The following is a 19,297-nucleotide window of genomic DNA, read 5'->3' on the forward strand; positions in this document are numbered from 1 at the left end:
ATTTGCGGAATCCGGACGGTTACTTGCGCGATTCCCGTGATTACTTGCGGAATCCACAGCTTTACTTGCGCAATCTCCGCTTTTATTTGCACGATCCGCTTTTTCCTACAGTTCTTGGCGCAAAGCTTGAATGACGTCAATTTGAGTGGCTTTACGCGCAGGCCGCCAGCCTGAAATCATGGCGACGCCAATACTGATGATCGCTGAAATCACAACCAATTGCCACGGAATGACCGAAATCAAAATGCTGACATCGCCCATCCCCTCGCCGTCTTCGCCTAAAGAACTCATGATGATTTTCGGCACGAGCCAGTTTGCGAGGATGCTGACGCCGTAGGAAACCAAAACAGCGAGCACCGTTCCGATAATGCCGATGGCCGCACTTTCCATGAGGAATAGCTTTTGGATCAGCTTCGGCTTCGCGCCGATCGCTTTCATGACGCCGATCTCACGTGTCCGTTCTGTCACGGCCATGGTCATCGTGTTGAAAATACCGATGGAGGCAATCAAAACCGCGACGGTCCCAACGACAATCAGTCCCGCTTTCAAGGCGGTGAAGAACATATTCATCGAGCCCAATTCTTCTGTAACCGAGTAAACGTAATAGCCTTTATCTTTTAACGTCTGCGTGATGTCCGCGACGTTCTGCAGATCGTCTGCATAAACGAGCACTTGCCGCCCGCTTTCTTCAAGCGCCAACTCTTCCTGGAACACGGGGGCCCACGAATCATCGATCAACAGCGTATTGTCGCTGATCCAATCTTTGCCCGGCTCTTCCTTAATACCAGCCACAGTGAATTCCCATACGCCGGCTTCTGTTTCTCCTTCATAAGGGGTCAATTCCAGCTGAAACGTTTGCCCAATAAGGCTTCCGGCAAATCCGCCCGAAACTTCCTCGCCGTCGTCCACTTTTTTCCGCTCTTCTTCCGTCAACAAATTTTGTGCAAAATGATAGCCGATAATGACTTCGTTCGCTGAAGAAGGCATCTTGCCTTCCGACAGTTTCAATCCAGCTTTTTGTTCCTGCTCCATATCAACCGTAGCAGCGGCTACGAATCCGCTCCGATCGCCTATTTTTGCAACCGCATCAGCATTTGGCGAAGTCCGGTCTGTCACGGCTTTCACGTGTGCAATCTGGTGCATCGCTTCCACTTCTTGATCAGTAATGGAATCGCCGTCTTCTCTGCCGGCCACTTCGATTTCTGTCACAATCTGATTGTCGAGCACCTGGTCCGTGACCGTCTGCTGCATGCCGAATCCGACCGATGCGAGAATGATCAGAAAAGCACAGCCCATCATGGCAGCTAAAATGGTTGTGGCTACCCGAAGTTTATTGCGTTTCATATGTTGTTTAATAAAATCCAGTTGATCTTTAAATTGCATGGCGTTTTTCCCCTTTCACTAATTCCCCGTCATGCAGACGGTATTGCCGGTGGGCGACATTTGCGACTTCATCGTCATGGGTGATAATCACAAAAGTCAGTCCGAGCGACTGGTTCAGCGATTGGATCAACATCAGAATATCTTGCTCAGTTTCCGAATCCAAACTCCCGGTCGGCTCATCTGCCAGCAGAATCGGCGGATCGGTGACAAGCGCCCGCGCAATGCTGACGCGTTGCTGCTGGCCGCCTGACAGTTCATTCGGATAATGGTCAGCGACGTCCTGCAGCCCTACTTTTTCAAGCAATGCGCGAACTTTCGCCTGGCGCTTTTTCACCGTCTCTCCTTTAATCTTCAATGGCAGTTCCACATTTTCGAATGCAGTGAGGCCCGGCATCAATTGGAAATTCTGAAAGATGAAACCGAAATTGGCTAAGCGGAAATCCGCTTTCTCCTCTTCCTTCATCTTGGCGGTCTCTTTTGTATTCACTAAAACCGAACCCGATTCGGGCGTCATGAAGCCGGCTAGAATGTGCAATAGCGTCGATTTGCCGGATCCGCTCTTTCCAAGAATCGCAACAATCTCCCCTTTTTGGACGTCTAGCGTGACTCCTTTTAACACCGGAACTTTCCGTTCGTGCTCTTTTTTGCCAATTGCAAACGTATGGCGCAGGTTTTGGATTTCAATCATGGCTGAATGCCCCTCTCTTACTGGATAAATCAAGTATAGAGAGCAAATCTTAACGATTCCCGAGGAGTTTTATGAAGAATTTCTTAAGAAGAGGGATAAATAGGAAAGAAGGAGGGTATTTTTCTAATAAGGTTTTTGACTTGCCAATGAGAATATGCAATTCTCGAAGTAGACCAGAACCCTCGTACATAAAATAACTCTTATCCCAAGAGAAAAGAAAGAAGGGATTTCGTGAAACAATTCGCTATCATTATTCCGGCTTATAAACCGGACCATAAATGCGAAAAACTGATCACCGAAATCTTGGCAGCCGGATTTCAACGGATTATTGTGGTCGATGATGGGAGCGGCCCCGAGTACGCACCTTTTTTTGATTCTTTGATGCCGCTGCCGGAAGTGACCGTGCTTCGCCATGCAGCCAACCAAGGAAAAGGGCGCGCCTTAAAAACCGCCTTCCATTACATACTCAATCAGAACCTTCCATATGAAGCCGTAATTACGGCGGATGCGGATGGCCAGCACTTAGTTTCCGACATGCTGAAAATTGCCGTGCAATTATCGAGCACTCCCCATCGTTTCGTAATGGGCGTTCGGGATTTCACTCAGAAAGACGTGCCTTTCCGGAGCCGTTTCGGCAACCGTTTTACTCGCCTGCTGTTCCGCTTATCGACGGGTACTTCGCTTACAGATACCCAAACAGGGCTTCGCGGAATTCCCGTCAGCCAGCTGCGCCTCCTGCTGACAGTACTCGGGGAACGGTTTGAATACGAAATGAATATGCTCGCTGCGTTAAAACCGAAAGGGATCCAAATAGCTGAAGTGCCGATCGAAACCGTATATATCGATGAGAATAAATCTTCGCATTTCCATCCATTGCGCGACTCTTTTCATATCTATAAGATATTTCTGCTATACGGCCTTTCAGGCGCCGCATCGTTCGGCCTCGATATCGGGTTGTATTGGATTTTCCTGCAGTTATTCCGGCCGGAAGCCCCGCAATTATTCATCGTATTGGCGACGATTGCCGCCCGGGTCTTATCGTCCCTATTCAATTATTACGTCAACCGGCACAAAGTATTTGGCCAAGGTTCGCGCCAGTCACTGATCCGCTACTACCTGCTGGCTGCTTTTATCATGCTGGTCTCTGCCGGATCGGTCCACTTCCTCTATGCCGAATGGCTAGGCCGAGGCGAAGTGGTCCTCAAAGTGCTTGTCGACACGCTGCTGTTCATTTTCGGATTTGTCGTTCAGCGTGCATGGGTTTTCAGAAAAGAGTAAAAAACTCCGTTTTCCTTTTTGGGGAAGACGGAGTTTCGGGTTGTAGAGAATCTGGTTGAATCAAAGCGCCGCCTTCAATAGAGCGCTTCGGCGCTATGGACAAAGTTCCCGTAATAAGACGAGAAGACCACTCGTCTTATTGCTCCACCCTGTCCGGAACCGCGCCGGCGCTGAAGAACTTTTCAAAAATAGGAATTAAAACTTCGCTGCTTTGTCTCCTGCCTTTTCACAGATGAAATTCATTTCCGGTTTTATCTTTTCCGCCGCCTAAAAAACTCCGTTCTCCTTTTTGAGGAAAACGGAGTTTTTGTCATTTATCCTTCATATTCGATTCGGGTCCCGCTTGGCTTCAAAGCCAATGCGAGAAGCTGATCGACGACTTTTTTCCGGGTTTCAAAATCAAAGGGCTCTCCGCATGGCCGTCCCAATTTGAAAGGCACATGCATGGTTCTTGGGACGCCGACAGCATCGGTGACTTCCGGCAAAATGGTGATCATCGCCGTGGCGATTCCACTTTCTTCTAAAGCCCGGGCATACAGCCCAAGCACGTTATGGCAAGAACCTCAGCCAGGAACCAATAAAGCGATGTCCACTTGTTCATTTTCGAAAAGTGCCATTACTTGGGGAATCGCTTCTTGCTCCACATTACTCGTGTCAAGAATGCCGCCGTTCAACCCAATATTCATATCTGCCAAGGAATGGATGCTGCCTTTGTCTTTAAGTTCTCTTAGCTGAGGCAAAGGAAAGACGATCGTCGGATCGGTTTTCGCAAATTTCGAATTGTAGTAAATATGCGTGACCGTTAATTCCTCTTCTTGCGCCGCGGCTGGAATCAGGCGATACGTGGGGTCGCCCGCCGGGTTATCCACATCAAAAGGGCGATCCGTTTTCAAATGGACGCCGGCAGTGGTGATCAGCGCGATTTTGCATTCGGTCAAAGGTTTCGCCAACACGGTTTCCGGGCTGCCTTGCCGTTCGTTCACATGCTTTAGGGTGAATTTCTTATACGCTTCAGGGAAATTCGTTGAAAAGGCGACAGAAAGTTTCGATTTGATCTGCGTTTTTCGTTTCATGCCTTCAGCCTCCGCTCCTTATTCTTGTCCATGTGCCCAGGCAATTCGCGGGTCGATTTGGCGGGACATGCGCACCATGACTGGTTCAAAGCCCATACGCGGCCAAAAATAGGAAGAGAGGTGATTGGGCGTATGCCAATCGGTATAAATGTAATCAAAGCCCATCTTTTTGATTTCTCCAAAGCAATAGGTGGCAAGCGCGCGGCCGATTCCTTTCCCGCGCATTTCCGGATTCGTTGATGCAGCCGGGAGTTCCGCACAATTGGACGGAACCGCTAAATTCTGAGGATCTTCTTTCCGGTAGTAAATATGGAAACCGGCAATCCGTCCGCTTTGTTCAGCCAGCCAAAACAGTGCTTCTTCGTCGTCCGGCACTTCGCTGTAGCTTTGTTTAATATCATCCAAGGTTTCTTTCGTGATCGGATTCCAAGATGGTGCCGTTGCCTGGTGGATGCTGTTCCATGCAGCCATTTTCTTGAGCAGCGGCCCATCAGCCGGCGTTCCTTTTCGAAACTCCAGCCCCGGCTCCCGTCCGCTTTCTGCCGGAGTGAAATCCTTGAGCGGCAGGACCGCATATTTCTGTTCATAGCGAAAACCTTGATCCAGCATTTCTTCCACAAGTAAGGGCTGGCCAAGCGGCGCCATTAGGACGTGATGGAAATAGCCATGTTTGACCCATTCCGCTCCAACATCTGCATAAAGCAAGCGCAAAAGCCGTGGATGCTCGTTTTCGCTAATCGCCATCGAGGCGTAGTCGATGAACACATATCGTCCTCGTTCGGCACTTTCCTTGAATTCATAGAGGAGATAGCCGATGACATCAATGCCCCTTACCGCGACAATGCCGCTGACGTAAGGGCGATCCAATAACGTGCGCAGAATGACTTCCGTTTCGTCAATTTCTTCAAATGCAGCTTTTAAAAAAGAAAACCGCTTTCGCTCACGTTCTTGGCGTTTCGCCAAAAGCACGGCCATCTGGCGGACATGGCGATCTTCGACACCCATAAACTGAATCAATGAAATCACTCCCCGGATTGAAGTTTAACCTCCAGCATACGATAATTTCCTGCATCAACTGGGTTTCCGAAAACAAGCGGCACCGGTTCGACAAAAATCGGTCCATCCACGATCACCGTGTGAAATTCGCCTTCTTCCCCGCAAGCGTCCACCCCGGCTGCCTCCAGTTCTTCGATCAAATCGAGCGTAAACTCCCGGCCTAAAAACTTGGGATCCAACCGTGCTGTATCCACTACCGTAATGACGGCTTTAAAGCCCTCTTCCACTAACTCTTTAAGCAATGCTTTACGGGCTTCCTGCCAGAGCGGATGATGCACTTCCATCGCTGCTTCTGTGCTGACTTTTTGGACCCACGTCCGGTGATCCTCCAAATCGATGTCCCCGTAAACCCCCATCTGGATTCCTTGCTCGCTGAATGTTTTCAAATGGGCGATAAACTCTCTTTCGTAGCCGGACCAATCGGCTTTTCCGATTACGAGCGACAAGCCCATCCGCTCAGCCTGAGCCTCCATTACGTCAGGCGGCAAACCATGCGACCGCGATTTTGTGCCATCTTCTTCAAACATCGTGAACAAAACGATGGGCACATGCCCCTCCATTACGGCCCGGTAATAAGCGAGCGCCGAATCTTTCCCGCCGCTCCATGACATGACAAATGTTTTCTGCATGCTGCACCTCTTATCTGTTTTCTCTTGTAGTAATTTCGACATTGGAAAAATAAATCCTTTTGGAGCTCTGCAGTTTAAGCGACTCTTCTGCATGATCCCCTCCAACCAATGCAATAAAAAAGCGGCCAGACATTCTCTGGCCGCCGATCATTTTATTTTCCTACCATGTTTTCAGGTTTAACCCATTCATCAAACTGGTCAGCCGTCAAATGGCCGCTTTTTACTGCAGACTCTTTCAAAGTCGACCCGTCAGCATGCGCTTGCTTCGCAATAGCTGCCGCTTTTTCGTAGCCGATATGCGGGTTCAATGCGGTAACAAGCATCAATGAGTTTTTCACGTGGTTGCCGATGACATCCAAGTTCGCTTCAATGCCCACTGCACAGTGCTCGTCAAAGCTGATCAAGCTGTCAGTCAATAAACGTACAGATTGCAGGAAGTTGTAAGCGATGACCGGTTTGAAGACGTTCAATTCGAAGTTCCCTTGGCTTGCAGCAAAACCGATCGCTGCGTCGTTCCCCATGACTTGAACAGCCACCATCGTCAACGCTTCGCTTTGCGTCGGGTTGACTTTCCCTGGCATAATCGAGCTTCCCGGCTCGTTTGCCGGAATCGTGATTTCGCCGATGCCGCTGCGAGGGCCGCTTGCCAACCAGCGTACGTCGTTGGCAATTTTCATTGCGTCCGCTGCCAACGCTTTGATCGCGCCATGCGTGTAAACCATTTCGTCATGGCTTGTCAGCGCGTGGAATTTATTTTCAGCTGAAGTGAAGGCTGTGCCCACCGCTTCTGTAATAAATTCTGCAACCGAAGGACCGAATGTCGCATCCGCGTTGATGCCTGTTCCGACAGCGGTTCCGCCGATCGCAAGTTCGCGCATTTCTTCAACGCTCGCACGGATCATGCGCTCGCTTTTCTCAAGCATATGCTTCCAGCCGCTGATTTCCTGGCCAAGCGTAAGCGGCGTTGCATCCTGCAAATGCGTACGGCCGATTTTGATAATGTCATCGAATTTTTTCGCTTTTTCATCCAATGTCGCTTTCAGCTGCTGGATTGCTGGCAGCAAGTTTTCAGTAACCGCCACAACGCCCGCAACGTGCATTGCTGTTGGGTACGTATCGTTTGAACTTTGAGACATGTTGACGTCGTCGTTCGGATGCAATTTCTCTTCTGAAGACTGCTCAGCCAAGATTTCATTGCCGCGGCGCGCCAACACTTCGTTCATGTTCATATTGGATTGCGTACCGCTTCCGGTTTGCCAAACAACTAATGGGAAATGGTCATTCCATTTGCCTTCAATCACTTCGTCAGCAGCGGCTACAATCGCTTTCATTTTAGCTTCGGATAATTTCCCTAGTTTATGGTTCGCTTTCGCTGTCGCTTTTTTCAATTGAGCAAATGCCATTACAACTTCATGCGGCATACGCTCAGTGCCGATGGCAAAGTTCTGCACACTGCGTTGAGTTTGGGCTCCCCACATTTTGTCAGCTTCTACCTGAATTTCACCAATCGTGTCTTTCTCTGTACGATATTGCATTCCATTCACTCCAATTCATTTTCTATATGCATCCTTCTCTTCTATTAAACACAAACATGCCAAAAAAAGCGACCTTTCACAGGAAAAAGCCGCTAATTTTGCGTTAAGAAAAATCCTTCGATAATTTCTTCATCTGAATGGGGAATGTACTCGCCTTTGACGATTTGCGCGCCGTTGATGCAGCCGCTCGACAAGAGGACGATATCATTCGGTCCGCTTTCTTTCAGCGCCGCAATTACGGCGTCATGCCTGGAAGTGGCCGTCACCACTTCCTGCTTATACGGGACCGTGAAGCCTTTTAATACTTCATCCACCACGTCGTTTGGATCATTGTATCCAGGGTGATCAACGGTCACCACTAGAACATCGGCCTTTCCTTCAGCAGCTTTTGCCATTTTCGGCATCTTCGCAAAATCACGGATGCCGATGCCCGCAATTAAAGCGATCAACCGATTATGCGGAAGCTTGTTCACTTCACGCAGCACAAAATCCAGTGCGACTGGCGTATGCGCATAATCCAAAATAATTTTCCGGGATTCAGGCCCTTCGATCACCTGAAAGCGGCCTTCCACTTGCGGCATCTGCGGCAAGACGTCGAGGATGCTTTCCAGTTCGGCGCCAGTTAACAATGCGGCGCCAATCGCCGCTGTTAAATTCCCCGCATTGTACTCGCCATAAAGCGGGACGTCCACGAGATAGCTTTGCCCTTGATAATGCAAATCGAAATTCATGCCGTTCTGCATTACCCGGATATTATTCCAAACGAGATCTGCGCCTGAATCGCGGTGCTGGCTGTACGTCAAAGCCGGATAATCGACAACCGCTAAAATCTCTTTAGACATGCCTGCATCATCTATGTTGACGACGGCCGACTTGGCTTGTTTGAATAAGGCGAGTTTCGATGTTAAATAATGTTCGAACGTATGATGATATTCCAAATGCTCTTCTGAAATATTGGTATGGATCGCTACATCAAAAATGATGCCTTCCACTCTTTTCTGATCGAGGGCAATTGAAGAAACTTCCATAGAAGCTGCTTTATCTCCCAATGCAGCCAGCTGTGAAAAAGTTTGATGGATGTCCGAAGACATCGGGGTAGTCGGAGTGCTTTTTTTAACCGGCATCTTCCCTTTGGAATTCCAAATTCCCGTCGTCCCTAAAAAGCCGCTCGGGATGCCGAGAAGATTAAACAGATTATAGACATATGTAGACGTGGTGGTTTTGCCGTTCGTTCCGGTTACACCAACCTTTATCAAACGGTCTTGGGCATTTCCGAAAAAGTGGATAGCCGTCCACGCAAGCGCCGCTTTGGAATCTTCAACCACAAGAAACGTCAGCTCCTTATAGGTATCGGCAAAACGGCTGAGAACTTCGGCATCCGTGCCGATTATGGCAGAAGCCCCTTTATTGATGGCTTCCTGGATGTAGAGATGGCCATCGGTATTTTCTCCGGCAATACAAAAAAAGGCAGTCCCTTTTTCCACATCTGCCGAGTTGTAAGCGAGCGCATTGATTTCCTGTGTCTCCGGTCCATAAAGGCCAGTAGGTAAAAGACGCGGAATGTGATTGAATCGAATATCCATTTGACACCCCTTAAGCATCTATTTTGTCGTATTGGAAATTTACCAAGCCCTAAATTCCCTAATTCCTTGGACTTATGGCATTTCACACTATATTTTACTAAGAAACTGAAAAGCTTGTAAAATCAAGGCTCCTTTAAATCAGATATTTCATACCTTGTACCTACCTTTTGTTACCCGAATTTTAGCATAAAAAAACCGCCTTAAAAGCATTTCTGCTTTTAAGGCGAAAATAATGAATTAACTTTCGGTTTCCACTGCTTCTTTTTCTTCCAGTTCATAGCGCAATGGTTGAATTGGCTGGCTGTAGTCATTTTTTCCGGATAAATTCTCCAGCATTTCGCGGACATCAATTCCCGAGGACTCTTTCAACGTTTCCTGCAGCGATGACATCAGGTTCGTTGCATAAGACGTGATTTTGTTTGCTCCGCCGCCTTCGCCACCGCCTGTATCGACAACCGTGATTTTGTCGATATTGCTAAGCGGGCTCGCAATTTCCTTCGCGTATTCCGGAAGCATGTTAACAATCATATCTAGTGTCGCTGCCTGGCCGTACATTTCGAAGGCTTCCGCAATTTTGCGTTTCGCTTCTGCTTCTGCCAAACCTTTCAGGCGGATGACATCCGCTTCCGATTCCCCTTGTGCCCGTTGGGAATCGGCTTTCGCCAAACCATCCAAACGGATTTTTTCTGCGTCGGCTTTCGCCATTGCTTCAACGCGGTATTTCTGGGCATCGGCATCAGCCAATTGCTTCGACTTTTCCGCTTCGGCAGCTTGCTCAACTGAGTAGCGGTCGGCATCGGCTTTTTTCTTCACTTCTGAATCGTATTGGCGCTCACGGCGCTGAATTTCTTTTTCTTCCAATTCGATCTGCTTCTGGCGTTCAATGATGCGGATCTGCATTTCCTGTTCGACTACTTCCTGCTTGGAACGGGCTGTTTCAAGTTCATACGCTTGGTCGGCGCGTGCTTTCGCGCTATCCTGCTCACGCTTGTACTCAGCCACTTTCAATAAATTCTCTTTTTCCGCTTCGGCAATTTCAGTTGCGCGCTGGATTTCCGCACGTTGCGCATCTTTGCCGGCTTCGGCACGTTTGATGCGCGTCTCCATTTCAGACTCGGCCGTTGCAATATCCGCATCCCGTTTCACTTGAGCGATTCTCGCTTTCCCTAAGGAATCCAGGTAGCCGTTTTTATCGCGTACATCTTTAATTGTGAAAGAGACGATGATCAATCCCATTTTCGCCAAATCATGTGAAGCGACACGCTGCACTTCCTGCGAAAACTTATCGCGGTTTTTATAGATTTCTTCTACGGTCATCGATCCTAGGATTGAACGAAGGTGGCCTTCCAGCACTTCTTTCGCTTCATTTTCCCGGTCTTCTTTTGACTTCCCTAAAAATTGTTCAGCGGCGGTCGCGATTTCTGAAATGGATCCGCCGATTTTGATAATGGCCGTTCCGTCCGCCATGACCGGCACCCCTTGTTCCGTATACACTTCCGGCGTGGTCACTTCAAGCTTGCTTGATAAAAGGCTCAGCGGGGCTGCCTGCTGGAATACAGGAAGCAAGAACGTTCCGCCCCCGCGAATGATTTTGATCCGGTTGCCCGAATCATCCGTATGCACATTTTTCGACCCTAAATAGCTTCCTGTGACAATCAGCGCCTCGTCCGGCCCGACCGTTTTGTATTTCGTAATGTAAACCCCGACAATCGCGAGTACAATGAAGGCCGCTATTCCAATTGCAATCCATGTCATTTCCATCTTAATTCCCCCTTTTTATTTAATGAATGTCACCGGTTCATAATCCCGCACATACAAAGTTCCATCGCGTACCTCGATGATCAGCACTTGCCGCTCCTGTCCAATCGCTTCATTGTCATAGCCAGCCGCTCTTTTAGAGATCATGCCGCTATAGGTTTCGATGACCACTTCTCCGTAGCCGTCTGCCGGTATCGGAATGATCACTTTCCCGACTTGTCCGAGAAGCGAATCTTCCGTGTACGCAAGAGATGCTTCTGCCGAGGACATCGGCAAGAGAACAAAGAAGTAAAGCAAGAGATCAAGAACGGCGGCACCTAAAACCGAAATGCCGAGAACCGCCATACCGCTAAGCCCCGTTGTTGCTTCCAAAACAAAGCCGATCGCTGCAACCAAGGTGAAAAATGCCAGAATGACCGCTGGATTGAAGAACGGAATGCCTTCTCCCGCTTCTGCAATATCTCCAAAAAATACATATAAGACCGTAAGTGCTCCGGCAAAAATAAGTGTGTACATGTAGAACTGTTCCATCGGCAATCCGAACCATTCCATTCCAGAACCTCCCATCTTAGACATTCTATCCTATTTACGGATAAGACCTGCAAAAGTTTCAGAATTATTGAACAAAAAAATAAAAAGGCCGCCCAATAAGTCGAGTAATGACTTATTGGACAGCCTCTTGCTTCTAAACAAAACGCAGAGAGAACCTATTGTTCCTTTGCAAATTCGATTTCATGAAAACCATTGACGAGCCGGAAACCGATTCCCAGATAGCCATCCGCTAATAATTGCTGCTGCATCGGCAAATCATCGAGTTTCACACTTGTATGGTTCGTATAATGTGGAGCAGGATTTTTCAGGTCTTTCACTAAAATGTAGCGCCGCATGCCTTCGTATTTTTCTTTTAATGCCGCAATGCGCATATCCTGTGTAAATTTATCTTTCAAGCTCGGGATGTTCATCGGGGCTACCGTACAGCAAACGTATTGGAACTGCTCTTTCAAATTCGGCAATTCTTTCATGATGACTTCAGCCAGTTTTTGCTGCAGGCGATTGCCGCGGTATTCCGGCAAAACGACTGATATTTCCTGGTAAATGACGCGCGGCAAGTCGGCTTCCGTCAAACCAATGTCCAGGCCCAGATGCTCTTCATCGATTTCCGGTATCAGCAAAGCTCGAAAGCCGATTAACTGATCGTCTACATAGGCGCCGATCAAGAGCCCGCGTTCATTTAAAATGAAAAGAAATTCTTCCGTCGATAATGGCTGAAGCACCGCTTTTTCCGGAAGCGATTTGAGTACTGCATCCTGCACTTTCTCTATAGCAGGCAAATCTTCCAAGTAAAGTTGCTTCATATAGAAAGGCTGCTTTTTACGAAGCACTTGATTGTTGATGGTGCCTTCATATAAAACTTTCATCGCCATTCCCCCACTGTCTTGATATGTTAATTTTAGAATACCATTTCCAAAGTCTCCCGTGTTGCCCTTTTAAGAGAAACTCTAAATTTTTATCAGAAAATTAGCATGTTTATTTATAAAGCGTTTTTAGGAATCCGGAAATCTGTTTTTTATTGGCCAGGTAAATCGATTGGCGGGCAGGGTCGGCTTGTGAAAATTGCTGCATCCGTTTATGCATTTTGCGTTTGCGCTCGGCATATGTGGTCACGATAAATTTCAAAAATGCCCAATCCATTTTTTCTGTACAGCCGTCTGCCATATCGGGGCGATTCTGTCCGATATGGGTCGCCCACCTTTTCAATACTCGATAAAGGCAAACCCAAAGCGGAAGCTCTAAGTAAATAAATGTATCCGCCTGCGCTGTCCGAATGTCAAAGCTATTGCTGTAATTTCCCTCAATGATCCACGCATCGCCTTTGACGATTTCTTCCTGTGCTGCCCGAAATTCCGCCAACTCGGATTCAACCCATCCCGCCTTCCAGTAATACGAATCCAAATGATGGACCGGCAATTCCAGCCTTTTCCCCAATTCCGCAGCAAACGTCGATTTCCCTGCTCCCGCCGATACGCCGACAACCATGATTTTTTTCATTGCCCATCCCCCTTTTCCGCAGTCTTTTTAGTATATAGAAAATCATTTCAAAAAAATAGATGGCCTAATTTCATCTAAGTACTTGCAATATCTGTAACCCCATGTTATTCTAAGGAAGAATTATTTTTGTTCGGATAACTTTTTATAAAGTGTCAGATATTCATCTGCAAGATTTGAGCAAGGATAGTAATACAATGTATGCATTTGCATACGAGGAGGAAACACACATGGAACAAGGTAAAGTAAAATGGTTTAACTCAGAAAAAGGATTCGGCTTCATCGAGCGCGAAGGCGGAGACGACGTATTCGTACACTTCTCAGCTATCCAAAGCGAAGGATTCAAATCTTTAGACGAAGGTCAAGAAGTTACTTTCGACATCGAGCAAGGCCAACGCGGTCTTCAAGCTACTAACGTACAAAAAGCTTAATTTTAAGCTCTTATTACGGACTCTCCTTTTGGAGGGTCCGTTTTTTTATGGTTTTTTCGCGACGTATTTGGCAAACGCGCGTATTCTTCTCTGAGCGCGCGCATTTTCTTTTGAACGCGCGCAAATCGTTTTGAACGCACGTATTTTCTTTTGAGCGCGCGCAAATTGCCGCGAACGCGCAATCGCTCCACTCTTCTCAACCCGGCTAAATCCAGCCGTCCCTCTCCACTTTCAGCGAAAATAAAAAAGAAGGCGGAAATAATCTCCCGCCTTCTTTTTATTGGGTCGGATTCATTTTAAAGTATAGCTGGAATCCAAAGAAAATCAGCGCGCATGCCAGAATGGTGCCGATGATCACAAACAAGGCTAATTTCTTTCCGTCCATGCTCTTCACTCCTTCATTTACGAGATTCGCTGCCGCATAAGAGCGACCTTAATCGTTTGAGCGTATCCTTTCAATTAATTTTACAACATCATAAGCGCCTTTGCTTCTATTGGACAATACAGTAAGGCTGCTGCCATCTTCCGGATAATAGGCAGAGTGGAAACTCACGCCCGGGTCATAGCCCATGACATGGAACTTCTTCACTCCGCTTTCATGCCGGTCAATCCAGACGCCGTATCCGTATTCGCCCTCTTCATCTCCAGCGTGCGGCGTCAGCAGCCGCTCTGCCATCTCCCTGGACATCAATTCAGCCCCCATCAGAGACTCCCAAAAAGACGCCATGTCTTCAGCCGTTACGTATGCGCCGCCGTCCGCCCCGCCTTTAATCGGCAAAGCGTATTGGTTCGTGCGCCACGAAGTGCCTTCCTCAATATAACCGAAAGCGGTCTGCGCCGGGAGCTGATCCATCCGGAAATACCCCGAAGCAGCCATTCCTGCCCGTGCAAAAATCCGCTCTTCTACATAATCCGTAAAGGCCATTCCAGAAAGTTTTTCAACCACAAGCCCAAGTGCAATGAACCCGGCATTATTGTAGTGGAACTTTGCTCCAGGCTCAAACATCATAGGCGCGTCTTTGAATAAAGGCACGAAATCCATTCCCGTTTTCATCAAATACATCGGATGCTGAATCCATAATTCTTCAAAATCATCCATTGTTTCTTCGTCAAAATAATCCGGAATCCCTGAAGTATGGGTCAGCAATTGATGGATTGTGGCATCAAAATCCGGGAAAATTTCCGGCAGCAAGGCTGAAAGCCAATCTTCAAACGCAAGCTTCCCTTCTTCCGCCAATTGGCAGATGGCTACCGCCGTAAAGATTTTACAGCCGGAAGCGATGCCGAAACGGGTATCAATGGCATTCGGCCGTTCATTCGCCCGGTCCGCCCAGCCTTTTGCCGTCGACCACGGCTCTTCTTTTTTCCATAAAACCGCTCCCGAGAAGTCCAGTTCCTCCATACCATCCGAAATAGGATTGTAGGCTGAAGCTTGCTGGTAATTTCCTTCTTCATCAATTACAATCTGGCGGCCGTCCATCAATTCAATCGACAGCGGATGCACTTCGCTTTTCTGTTTTGAAAAATACCAAATCCGCTTAGGTGCAACGAGGAGAATGAACGCATCACCGCTGCCCAAGAAGTTTAATGCTGTAGGATCAATTCCTTTATTGCCCCGAACCGGAATTCCCAAATCTTCCAGCTGCTCCCCCACTTCTTTTACATGCGGTGTTGTAATGCTGACTTCGCTGATGTTCAGCAACGAATCGATGGAGAAGTTCCCCATTCGGTCCACATTCCGCCGGCCGATCAATTCCACCACATTGCCTGCCGGATCTTGAAAATAGAAAGCATCCGCATCAAAATTCGCGTAATAGATTTCATCCATGCCTTCTTGCCGGTTCAAGGCCACCCGTGAACTTGCCCAGCTTTTAGCCAGCGAAAACTGATTGCCCGGGATGTTTAATGCGAAATGATAGATCGCAGCCCGGTCACTTTCTGCGAAAACGAGCTGGGAATCCCCGATAGCCAAAGTAAAACTCGCTGCATCTTCTTCCACAATGCGAAAGCCCATTTGGTATTCATAAAAACCTTTCATCTCTTCTAACCGGTTTGTATATAAAACGACTTTTTTGAACATGAAATCACCTCTTGCTTTAAGCATACCGAACTTGCTCCTTTTTTTCCTCCATCAATTTATCAGACAATGAAAAAGGCTGTTCGTTTCCTTCACGCAAGGAGACGAACAGCCTTTCCTGATTAATTTTTCGCTAAGTCATTGGAAACTTTGCTAAGCTCAAATACTTCTTTGAAATTTACTTTTTCGCCTTCTTTCAAACGTTTCTTGTACTCAGCAGTCGCTGTGAAAAGAACGTCTGTCGACGAGTTAAGCGATGTTTCAAATGAATCCTGCAAGACGCCGATGATGAAGCCCACTCCTACTACTTGCATGGCCGCATCTGCAGGAATTCCGAACAAACTGCACGCGAGCGGAATCAATAAGAGCGAACCGCCTGCAACGCCTGAAGCACCACATGCACATACGGCTGCCAGCACACTCAAGATGACGGCTGTCGGCAGATCCACTTGAATGCCGAGCGTGTTTACAGCAGCAAGCGTCAAAACTGAAATCGTTACAGCAGCACCTGCCATATTAACCGTTGCGCCAAGTGGAATCGATACGGAATACGTTTCTTTATCGAGACCCAACTTTTCACATAAAGTCATATTGACCGGAATATTCGCAGCCGAGCTCCGTGTGAAAAATGCCGTAATGCCGCTTTCTTTTAGGCACTTGAAGACAAGCGGATACGGATTTTGGCGGATATTGATGAAGACGATAATCGGATTGACGACCAACGCCACCACAAGCATACAGCCGATTAATAGAGCCAATAGCTTTCCGTAGCTTAATAAAGAAGAAAGGCCATTTGCGGTAATCGATTCTATTACTAAGCCAAAGATGCCAAGCGGAGCCAATTTAATGACCCAGCCGACCACTTTCGCAATGGCTTCTGAGAAATTCGTAATGGCTGTTTTCGTTGAATCAGCAGCATTTCGAAGTGCCAATCCAAGAACAATTGCCCAAGCTAAAATGCCGATGTAGTTGGCGTTCATCAACGCATTTGCCGGATTATCCACTATATTCAGCACTAAAGTTTTGATGACTTCAATTGCATTGCCTGGAGGTTCCAACCCTTCTGCTCCTTGCGTAAGCGTAATGCTTACCGGGAAGATGAAACTAGCCACAACTGCGATTAAACCTGCTAAAAATGTACCTAATAAATAAAGGAAGACGATTGCTTTCATATTGGTTTGCTGCCCTTTTTTGTGCTGGGCAATTGATGCCATGACCAAGAACAGAACCAGTACCGGCGCGATTGCCTTTAAAGCGCCGACAAATAATGTTCCAAGAATGGTGAAGGATTTGGCTATCTCCGGAATTAAAACAGCCATTAAAACCCCTAGAACCAAACCGATCATTATTTGTTTCACTAAGCTTATCCGATTCCACATCTTCAATACTTTCATATCCGTTCCCCCTTGATGATTTTTCAAATAGCTTTGCCTGCCTTTGATCATTCTGCTTTTCGTCTCTTGCAGCATCTCCCTTTCGAATCACGGCAAATAATAAATCTAATCCTATTCTATAGAAAGAAGGATGTGAATTAAACAAATTTTTTATAAAATCAAATTTAATTTGATAATTTGATTCTTATGGACCGTTGTTTTCTTTTGGCCGACTATAATTTAGGCACTAAATGTAAGCCGTTCGGATTTCATCATCTCTTCCTTTTCCATAAAAAAGAACGTCCACAAAAAGTGGACGTTTTTTTAAGACAAGGTACCGATATAACGCAATTCTTCCACGCTTCGCCCATCAGACTGGTCATTCAAGAGACTCTCGACATCCGCCAGAGTCTGTTCCAGAGAAACCTTCTGGCCTTTCTGTCCGGTAAATTCTTCCGCAGTATAAAACGCTTGTGTGAAATAGGCTTCGAGCCGTTCTCCTTTTCGGTAAGTTGCCAAATCCGCATCACTGATTTTGTCTAACCCGCGCATCTGCACGAGCGGCCGAAGCTCACGGTAACGGCGCAGCACTTTCTGTGTGCGCTGGCGCAATTGGAAATGGCGTTCATCCAGCTGCGCGTCTTCCAGCAAAGAAGAAGTGGAATGGAGCGGGCTTAGTGCAGGATACTGATGGCGGGCTGCTAAATCCGCATCCAATTGCCAAACGGTCTCAAGCGGGCCAAAAGGAAAATCGTCATCTACCACTTCACCAGATAAATCGACCAGCAAAGTAGTCATAGAATCATGTCCCAGTTGCTCCTGTATTTCAAAAAGGGCTCCTGAATCCACATAGCTTTTGTCCGTCACGAAAACCGCTTCTTTTCCGATTTCTTTTAACTTATCTATCGCCTCTTCAATCGTGTCCGCCACCCAGCTTGCCAGTTCAGCAATGCCCTCGAGTTCTGCAGGAGAACCGGCTGGAACTAAGAACACGGTGGCAAGTCCCTGTTCCTTATATCGATGCAAGAGTTCTGCAACAATGACCAACTGCCCCATTCCAGGACGTGCGACAATGCCGGTCGAGCCATTTTTGACAACGGGTGCGAAAAAATCTAATGCTTTGATTCCGGTTTCAATCATCTTCATCTTCTCCCCTCGAAGGATCAATTCATCTACTGTGCAATTGGCAAGTTTTGCAAGGCCGACCAAGGTCTTTACTTCCGCTTTCCCGAGATCGATTTTACCTGTACATAAATTTGAGACTGTTGCGGGACGAATGCCTGCTTCTTTTGCGGCAGTCGTCAAATTAGGAACTCTTTTTCTAAGCAATGGGACATTCAATCGGATATCTTCCATTTCCCCTCCTCCTTGTTACTTTATATAGTAACTAAGATTACGTTAAAAAGCAACATAAATTTCTTTATAACGTAAATTATTTTACGCCAAAAAGAAAAACCCTTCAAATTGAAGGGTTTTGAAAAGTAAATTCCAGACGGACCATATCCTGGCACATTAAGCCGTTTTCCACAATCGGCTCGGGATAATTGCGGGTAAAAAAGCCGCGGTCAATAGATTTCATCCGGAAACCGCATTTTTGATACAAGGCCAGCTGTTCAAAGCTTGAATTGCCTGTACCGATTTCCACATGCCGGAACCCGGCTTTTCGAGCTTCATCCAGTGCATGCTTAATCATTCTTTTGCCATAGCCTTTGCCTCTTTCGGTTTCGGCAACCGCTATATTTTTGATTTCCGCGGCTGCTTCTGACAGTGGCATAAGCACGTAAACGCCCACCACTCGGCTATTCACCTCTGCAACATAGCACTGCCCTTCATCCAAATAAAGGCGGACCATTTTTTCAGAAGGGTCAGCTTCAAGCAGCAAGTCCATCGGCGGCGCTTCACTTTTTGCAAGCTGGCGGATGTCCATTACTTCGGCTCTTTAAAACCTTGGTCGATCAAATAATCTTCGGCATCGCTAAACGTTCCGAAGCTTTCTTCCAGGTTTTTGCCGGTGTAGATATTCCAGAAAGGCTCTTCATAAACCAAATCCAGCTTTTCGTTGTCGCGGTTTGTCCACGTCTTGTCGTAGGGCGGTTCGGGTTCAAGAGATAAATAATCCAATGAATCGGCAATAATGCTGCGAAGTTCCTTTTCAGAGAAATCGCGGACGTTCACAAAGCCGCGGTCATCCGCTTCATACTGCGGCAAGTTTCCGACATACACGAAGCCGTTGCCGTTCGGATGCAAATGGTAGACCACAATTTTCTTGTCGTACAAGCTTTCTTCGTAATGGAAATTCACACGTTTCATCGATACGTCCTTGCGCGTCAATTCTGGGAACGATTCAATAATCGCCAGTTTCTGTTCAAATGTTAGCAATAGATTTA

At 47.2% G+C, this 19,297-nt stretch carries 19 protein-coding genes; 2 read left to right on the forward strand and 17 right to left on the reverse strand.

From position 1 onward, the window contains the following. Nucleotides 1-105 precede the first annotated feature (105 nt). Complete coding sequence (locus tag MTR82_RS13335; RefSeq protein ID WP_246809452.1) at nucleotides 106-1,383, reverse strand: ABC transporter permease; 1,278 nt, start codon at nucleotides 1,381-1,383, stop codon at nucleotides 106-108. Then, on the reverse strand, nucleotides 1,373-2,071 hold the full coding sequence (locus MTR82_RS13340) for an ABC transporter ATP-binding protein (protein WP_052653331.1): 699 nt from the start codon (nucleotides 2,069-2,071) through the stop codon (nucleotides 1,373-1,375). The genes MTR82_RS13335 and MTR82_RS13340 overlap by 11 nt, the downstream gene beginning before the upstream one ends. 231 nt (nucleotides 2,072-2,302) lie before the next feature. Here MTR82_RS13340 and MTR82_RS17155 point away from each other — a divergent pair, with 231 nt between their 5' ends. Beyond that, the gene (locus MTR82_RS17155; protein WP_246809453.1) at nucleotides 2,303-3,349 is read left to right on the forward strand and encodes a bifunctional glycosyltransferase family 2/GtrA family protein; all 1,047 of its coding nucleotides are present in this window, start codon (nucleotides 2,303-2,305) and stop codon (nucleotides 3,347-3,349) included. Nucleotides 3,350-3,663: 314 nt separating this feature from the next. Here MTR82_RS17155 and MTR82_RS13350 read toward each other — a convergent pair whose 3' ends face one another. From MTR82_RS13350 to MTR82_RS13395, 10 genes are all read right to left on the reverse strand, one after another. Next, nucleotides 3,664-3,897 carry a hypothetical protein gene (locus MTR82_RS13350; RefSeq protein ID WP_052653334.1) on the reverse strand — a complete coding sequence of 78 codons (234 nt, stop codon included), beginning with the start codon at nucleotides 3,895-3,897 and terminating at the stop codon, nucleotides 3,664-3,666. Between the two features lie 15 nt (nucleotides 3,898-3,912). After that, nucleotides 3,913-4,422: a glycine/sarcosine/betaine reductase selenoprotein B family protein gene (locus tag MTR82_RS13355; RefSeq protein WP_246809454.1), complete on the reverse strand. Its 510-nt coding sequence runs from the start codon at nucleotides 4,420-4,422 to the stop codon at nucleotides 3,913-3,915. Nucleotides 4,423-4,440: 18 nt separating this feature from the next. Continuing rightward, nucleotides 4,441-5,439: a GNAT family N-acetyltransferase gene (locus MTR82_RS13360; protein ID WP_246809455.1), complete on the reverse strand. Its 999-nt coding sequence runs from the start codon at nucleotides 5,437-5,439 to the stop codon at nucleotides 4,441-4,443. A gap of 5 nt (nucleotides 5,440-5,444) precedes the next feature. Beyond that, nucleotides 5,445-6,107 (reverse strand): Dph6-related ATP pyrophosphatase, encoded by a 663-nt coding sequence (locus MTR82_RS13365; protein WP_246809456.1) that lies wholly within the window; start codon nucleotides 6,105-6,107, stop codon nucleotides 5,445-5,447. A 152-nt stretch (nucleotides 6,108-6,259) separates the two neighbouring features. Next, entirely contained in the window at nucleotides 6,260-7,642 is a 1,383-nt protein-coding gene (gene fumC / locus MTR82_RS13370) for a class II fumarate hydratase (RefSeq protein WP_052653340.1), read from the reverse strand. 92 nt (nucleotides 7,643-7,734) lie between these two features. After that, the gene (locus tag MTR82_RS13375; protein WP_246809457.1) at nucleotides 7,735-9,225 is read right to left on the reverse strand and encodes a UDP-N-acetylmuramoyl-L-alanyl-D-glutamate--2,6-diaminopimelate ligase; all 1,491 of its coding nucleotides are present in this window, start codon (nucleotides 9,223-9,225) and stop codon (nucleotides 7,735-7,737) included. A 237-nt stretch (nucleotides 9,226-9,462) separates the two neighbouring features. Further along, nucleotides 9,463-10,986, reverse strand: a complete 1,524-nt coding sequence (locus MTR82_RS13380; RefSeq protein WP_246809458.1) for a flotillin family protein — start codon at nucleotides 10,984-10,986, stop codon at nucleotides 9,463-9,465. 15 nt (nucleotides 10,987-11,001) lie between these two features. Beyond that, nucleotides 11,002-11,535: an NfeD family membrane protein gene (locus MTR82_RS13385; RefSeq protein WP_246809459.1), complete on the reverse strand. Its 534-nt coding sequence runs from the start codon at nucleotides 11,533-11,535 to the stop codon at nucleotides 11,002-11,004. Between the two features lie 155 nt (nucleotides 11,536-11,690). Continuing rightward, the gene (locus tag MTR82_RS13390; protein ID WP_246809460.1) at nucleotides 11,691-12,401 is read right to left on the reverse strand and encodes a hypothetical protein; all 711 of its coding nucleotides are present in this window, start codon (nucleotides 12,399-12,401) and stop codon (nucleotides 11,691-11,693) included. 109 nt (nucleotides 12,402-12,510) lie between these two features. Further along, the gene (locus MTR82_RS13395) at nucleotides 12,511-13,032 is read right to left on the reverse strand and encodes a P-loop NTPase family protein (RefSeq protein ID WP_246809461.1); all 522 of its coding nucleotides are present in this window, start codon (nucleotides 13,030-13,032) and stop codon (nucleotides 12,511-12,513) included. A 227-nt stretch (nucleotides 13,033-13,259) separates the two neighbouring features. Here MTR82_RS13395 and MTR82_RS13400 point away from each other — a divergent pair, with 227 nt between their 5' ends. Then, on the forward strand, nucleotides 13,260-13,460 hold the full coding sequence (locus MTR82_RS13400; RefSeq protein WP_006830093.1) for a cold-shock protein: 201 nt from the start codon (nucleotides 13,260-13,262) through the stop codon (nucleotides 13,458-13,460). A 433-nt stretch (nucleotides 13,461-13,893) separates the two neighbouring features. Here the strand turns inward: MTR82_RS13400 and MTR82_RS17160 are convergent, their stop codons facing one another. The 5 genes from MTR82_RS17160 to MTR82_RS13430 all read right to left on the reverse strand — a co-directional run bounded on the left by MTR82_RS17160 (nucleotide 13,894) and on the right by MTR82_RS13430 (nucleotide 19,289). After that, complete coding sequence (locus MTR82_RS17160; protein ID WP_341801988.1) at nucleotides 13,894-15,540, reverse strand: serine hydrolase; 1,647 nt, start codon at nucleotides 15,538-15,540, stop codon at nucleotides 13,894-13,896. Nucleotides 15,541-15,659: 119 nt separating this feature from the next. Then, a complete protein-coding gene (sstT, locus tag MTR82_RS13415; protein WP_246809462.1) occupies nucleotides 15,660-16,931 on the reverse strand; it encodes a serine/threonine transporter SstT in 1,272 nt (423 codons plus the stop codon). 303 nt (nucleotides 16,932-17,234) lie between these two features. Continuing rightward, nucleotides 17,235-18,266, reverse strand: a complete 1,032-nt coding sequence (locus tag MTR82_RS13420; RefSeq protein ID WP_246809463.1) for an ATP synthase beta subunit C-terminal domain-containing protein — start codon at nucleotides 18,264-18,266, stop codon at nucleotides 17,235-17,237. A gap of 103 nt (nucleotides 18,267-18,369) precedes the next feature. Next, nucleotides 18,370-18,837, reverse strand: coding sequence for a GNAT family N-acetyltransferase (locus MTR82_RS13425; RefSeq protein ID WP_052653355.1), 468 nt, complete (start codon nucleotides 18,835-18,837; stop codon nucleotides 18,370-18,372). Continuing rightward, entirely contained in the window at nucleotides 18,837-19,289 is a 453-nt protein-coding gene (locus tag MTR82_RS13430) for a hypothetical protein (RefSeq protein WP_052653357.1), read from the reverse strand. The genes MTR82_RS13425 and MTR82_RS13430 overlap by 1 nt, the downstream gene beginning before the upstream one ends. Nucleotides 19,290-19,297: the final 8 nt, after the last annotated feature.

The sequence above is a fragment of the Planococcus ruber genome (genome assembly GCF_022819085.1).
Lineage (GTDB): Bacteria > Bacillota > Bacilli > Bacillales_A > Planococcaceae > Planococcus > Planococcus ruber.